The organism is Streptomyces griseoflavus, from assembly GCF_014649995.1.
GTDB classification, from domain to species: domain Bacteria; phylum Actinomycetota; class Actinomycetes; order Streptomycetales; family Streptomycetaceae; genus Streptomyces; species Streptomyces griseoflavus.
On record NZ_BMUC01000005.1, the window covers coordinates 1 to 4,988 of the forward strand.

Annotated in this window: 3 protein-coding genes, 1 tRNA gene and 1 rRNA gene; 4 read left to right on the top strand and 1 reads right to left on the bottom strand. The window is 71.1% G+C overall.

The window, feature by feature from the left end; genetic code table 11:
- The 3 genes from rrf to IE172_RS12975 all read left to right on the top strand — a co-directional run.
- Positions 1-73, top strand: a 5S ribosomal RNA gene (gene rrf, locus IE172_RS35425); the annotation flags it as partial.
- A gap of 114 nt (positions 74-187) precedes the next feature.
- Complete coding sequence (locus IE172_RS12970; protein ID WP_190097608.1) at positions 188-850, top strand: DegT/DnrJ/EryC1/StrS family aminotransferase; 663 nt, start codon at positions 188-190, stop codon at positions 848-850.
- A 77-nt stretch (positions 851-927) separates the two neighbouring features.
- A tRNA-Thr gene (locus IE172_RS12975) sits at positions 928-1,000 on the top strand.
- Between the two features lie 56 nt (positions 1,001-1,056).
- On the opposite strand, the gene IE172_RS12980 is transcribed toward IE172_RS12975, so the two are convergent.
- Positions 1,057-3,813: a SpoIIE family protein phosphatase gene (locus IE172_RS12980; protein WP_190097350.1), complete on the bottom strand. Its 2,757-nt coding sequence runs from the start codon at positions 3,811-3,813 to the stop codon at positions 1,057-1,059.
- A gap of 512 nt (positions 3,814-4,325) precedes the next feature.
- Between IE172_RS12980 and IE172_RS34460 the strand changes: the two genes are divergently transcribed.
- Positions 4,326-4,988 (top strand): HAMP domain-containing protein (locus IE172_RS34460; RefSeq protein ID WP_438817014.1); only part of this gene is annotated, 663 nt, incomplete at its 3' end.

A 4,988-nucleotide genomic window follows, 5' to 3' on the forward strand; every position in this document is an offset into this window, starting at 1 on the left:
CCCGGAAGCTAAGCCTTACAGCGCCGATGGTACTGCAGGGGGGACCCTGTGGGAGAGTAGGACGCCGCCGAACAATTCTTCAAAGGGTTGGACCCCGAACTTCGGTTCAGGGTCCAACCCTTTTTTGTTCTCCGTCACTTGGCGTTCACGTCGCGCAACGAACATCCCTCACATGGGTACCGCAGCACTGCTCAGGGCCGCCGGTGTCGGCGTCGGGGACGAAGTCGTCGTACCTGCCTTCGGCAACGTGGAAGTCGCCGAGGCCGTCGCCATGGCCGGGGCGCTGCCGGTCTTCGCCGACATAGATCCGGCGACGTACTGTCTGGAGCCGGCCGCCGTGAAAGGGGCCGTAACTGCCCGGACCGCGGCGATCGTTGTCGTCCACCGCTTCGGACGGCCCGCCGACATCGGGCCGTTGCACGCACTCGGCCGGCGGCACGGACTGCTGGTACTGGAACACGGGGAAACCGAAGCCCCGTACGACGAGATAGCCCAACGGCGCGAGCGAGCCGCGTTCCTCGACACCAAGCTGAGAGGAGTCCGCACGCCCGCGGGCGGAGTCGGACACACCTACCAGCAGTACGTCGTCCGCGTGCCGGGGAACGGCCGGCCCGACCGGGACGCCTTCGCGCGGGCCGTACGAGCCAAGGGCATTGACTGCGGCATCCCGGTCAAGACACCGGTGCACCGGCTGCCCGGATTCCGGCGGTGCGTGTCCCTGCCCGAGACCGAACGGGCAGCCGACGAGACGCTGGCACTGCCGGTGGAAGCCACGCTGACCAAGCGGGAGATGCAGCGGATCGTGTCCGCCTGCAACGCCCTGGGCGGACTGCTGGCACCAGCCCTGTGAGCGTGGTTGGGAGCACGGACCTGTTCGGGGTATGATCTATTCCGTTGCCGCGAGGGAAACCCCGGAGCGGACAACAGGCCCCTATAGCTCAGTCGGTAGAGCGTCTCCATGGTAAGGAGAAGGTCAACGGTTCGATTCCGTTTGGGGGCTCCGACAGAAAGGCCCCGCCCATTCGGGCGGGGCCTTTCTCATGTCCTCAGGTGTCCTCACCCGTCCGTCTGCAGGCCCGGGACACGCATGGCCAGGATGGCCATGTCGTCGGACGGAGCATCGGAGGCGAAGCGCTCCACCGCGCGCATGATGCGGGCCGCGACCGCACCGGCCGTCAGACCCGTGCACGTCGTCAGGACCTCCGCCAGGCCGTCGTCGCCCAGCATCCGAGGCCCCTCACGGCGCTCGGTGACGCCGTCCGTGACGCAGAGCAGGACGTCACCGGGATCCAGGACGACCGTCTGCTCGTACAGCTCCAGGTCCTCCAGAACACCGAGCAGCGGCTGCGGCTCGGCGGCCGGTTCGACCGTGCCGTCCTGACGGAGACGGAGCGGGAGGGGGTGACCGGCGCACACCACCTTCAGTTCCGCGCTGCCGTCCGCCCGCGGGCGCATCTCGCCGTACAGGAGGGTGAGGAAGCGGCTGCGGGCGCCCTCGTCGAGGATCGCCGAGTTGAGGCGCTCCAGGACCGCCGGGCCGCTCAGACCCTCGCGGGCGAGCAGGCGCAGCGCGTGCCGGGCGAGACCCGTCACGGCCGCAGCGTTCGGACCCGTGCCGCAGACGTCGCCGATGGCGAAACCATAAGCGCCGTCGCTGATCGGGAACAGGTCGTAGAAGTCGCCGCCGACCTCGTTGCCCTCGCCCGCCGCCCGGTAGATGACCTCGACCTCGACACCGTCGACCGTCGGCAGCTCCGGCGGCAGCAGACTGCGCTGCAGGGACTGGCTGATCGCCGTGCGCTCCGAGTACAGGCGGGCGTTGTCCAGGGCCAGGGCGGCCCGCCGGGACAGGTCCTCGGCGAGCTCCAGGATCTCCTGACGGAAGTGCTCGTCGGTCGGCTTGCCGAGCGTCAGCATGCCGATCACGCGATTGCGGGCGACCAGGGGCAGCACCACGGTCTCACCACCGACCGCGGCGGCCGTGGCGAGCGTCGGGCCGATGCCCGGCGTGACCTGCCTGGTCGGGCCGCCGCTCAGGCCCAGACTCCGCATGGAGCTGCGCAGAGCCGCCTGGTGGGCGACCTCCGCGGGCGCCGACCAGACACGGGCACCGGGCGTGGGCACCGGGTCCGGCGGGTCGATCTTCGACAGCAGGGACTTGATGCCGTCGATCAACTCCTCGTCCTCGTGCAGCACATAGGACAGGTCCGGTTCGGACGCCTGGTCGGCGATCGTGTACACGGCGCACCAGGTCGCGAGGGTCGGGACCGTCATCTGCGCCATCAGGGCCAGGGTCTGGTCCCGGTCCAGGGTGCCGGCCAGCAGGTCGGAGGCCTCGACGAGGAAGCTCAGCGAGCCGCGGCGCAGCCGCTCCAGCTCACCCAGCCGGGCCGACTCGACCGCGAGCGCGATCCGGTCCGCCGCGAACTGCAGGCGCAGCGCCTCCTCGTTGGAGTACCTGCCGGGCGCCTCGGCGGCGACGCCGAGCGAACCGGTGAGGCGGCCCTCGACCTTCAGCGGGACGGTGACGACCGAGCGCATGCCGGTGCCGTTCAGCAGGGGCACCGCGCCGGAGACGGCGGTGAGATCGTCGTGGACCGCCGGCATGCGGGCGGAGCCGTAGCGGCCGGGGCCGGCCTCGACGGGGACGCGGGCGAAGCGCTGGCGGGCCGAGGGAAGACCGGTCGAGGCGCGGACCTCCAGTTCGGTCTCGTCGTCGGTGGCCAGCAGCAGGAAGGCGGAGTCGCCGTCGAGCATGTCGCGGGCGCGTTCCACCGTGCGCTGCAGCAGGCCGTCGAGGTCGTCCGGGGCGGGGGAGCCGATGAAGACCTCGAACGGGTCGGCGCTCTGACCGTCGGAGCCGCCGGAGGAGTCGGACGCGGGAACGCGCGACGGGGTCTGCAGAACCGCCCGTTCGTGGTCCCGCACGAGGAGGCAGACCGTTGACGGCTCTCCTTCGGTGTCGCGGACCCGCAGGTGGGAGGCGTACACCGGGATGACCCGGCCGTGGGCGCCCCTGATGCCGTAGCTGCCCTCCCAGCGGGAGAGCCGCAGCGCGTCGGCGATACCGGTGCCGGTGCCCGGTGTGTGCGGCCAGGCGGCCAGATCGGTGAGCGGCTTGCCCGTGACCTGCTCGGCGGAATAGCCGAACAGCTCCTCCGCGTCCTCGTTCCAGGCGCTGATGGAGCCCGCCCGGTCGACCTGGACGACGGCCACCCGGACCCGGGCGTCGGCCAGCGGGAGCAGGGGGGTCGGCAGGGACGGACCGGCCGACCGGGTGCCGACCGGGCGCTCGGGGAGGGCCAGCTGGAACCAGACGGTCTTGTGCGTGGGTGTGTAGTCGACACCCCAGTGACCGGCCAGGGCCGCGCAGAGCTGGAGTCCGCGGCCGCCCTCGCGGTCGGGGCTGCCCATGTCCACCGGTGAGCCCTGCAGCGGGATCTCACGCTCCGGATACCGGTCGGCCACCTCGATCCGTACGCCCTCCTCCCTGCGCAGACAGAGGACGTCGGCGGAGGTCCCGGCGTGCACGACGGCGTTGGTCACCAGTTCGCTGGTGAGGACCACGGCGTCGTCGACGATGTCGCCGAAGCCCCAGCCCTGCAGGGTGTCGCGGACGAAGGAGCGGGCGCTCGCGACCGACCGCCCGAGGGGCTCGAAACTGGCGGCCGCGCGCGCGGTGATCACAGAACTCCTCGACCGGTTCTCGACGGACATGGTCCCCTGACCGGCCGGCTCGCGCCGCTGCGGCGGCAGGCCGTCAGCCGGCCGTGGGTCCGGGGGCTGTTCCCCCGGGATCAGTCCGGTGGTCATGTGCGGCCGCCCCTCCGATGCCCGCTCGTCTCCGTGCCACCGCCCAGGCCGGGCGGACCGGCGTGGCTGGACAGCCGGATGCAAGGGTACTTACCTTCGCGGTCCGAGCGGATGCCGGTCCGCTGTGTTGCCGTCCGGAGGTGTTCGCCGTCCGGCGGGTGTGCGGACGATGTGCGAAGCTGCCGAACTGTTATGGCCTGGTTCGGCGGGGGTGAAACACTGGGCAGGCTTGTGATGAGGTCCGGGCAGGCCGTGTGCCCTCCGTACCGGGTGGGCAGCAGCCCGCTTGGCGGCACCTCGGAACGCCGGGCAGCACATCGCAGTATTACAGGAAGAGCACGGCAGTAACGGGCAGGCCCCAGGCGGTGCCCGGGCACAGAGCGGTAACGGTCGACCCCTGCGGGAGGGACACAGTGGAGTCTGGCGCAGCGACGCGGAGCACGAAGACGACGCGCGCGAAAGGCGGACAGTCCCTGAGCAAGCCGGGAAAGGCACGGGGCGGGACCACGACGGTGGACTCGGCGTCCCTGAACCGGCTGATGACGGCCCTGGTGGCGATGCGGGACGGCAACTTCCGCAAACGCCTCACGGTGTCCGGCGACGGCGTGATGTCGGAGATCGCAGCGGTCTTCAACGAGGTGGCCGACCGCAATCTCCACCTGACGGGTGAGCTGGCGCGGGTGCGCCGCATGGTGGGCCGTGAGGGCAAGCTCACGGAGCGGCTGGAGACCGGTGCCTCGCAGGGCTCCTGGGCGACCGCGATCGACCACTCGAACGCGCTCGTGGACGACCTCGTGCGGCCGGTCTCCGAGGTCAGCCGGGTGCTGTCGGCGGTGGCCGAGGGCGACCTGTCACCGCGCATGGAGCTGCGGACGCAGGCGCCGGACGGTACGGGGCATCCGCTGCGGGGCGAGTTCCTCAAGGTCGCGCGCACCGTGAACAACCTCGTCGACCAGCTGTCGACCTTCACCGACGAGGTCACGCGCGTGGCCAGCGAGGTCGGCACCGAGGGCAAGCTGGGCGGGCAGGCCCAGGTGCGGGGGATGTCCGGTTCGTGGAAGGACCTGACGGACTCCGTCAACACGATGGCGGAGCGGCTCACGGCGCAGGTGCGCGACATCGCCCTGGTGACGACGGCGGTGGCGCGCGGTGACCTGTCGCGCAAGGTCACCGTG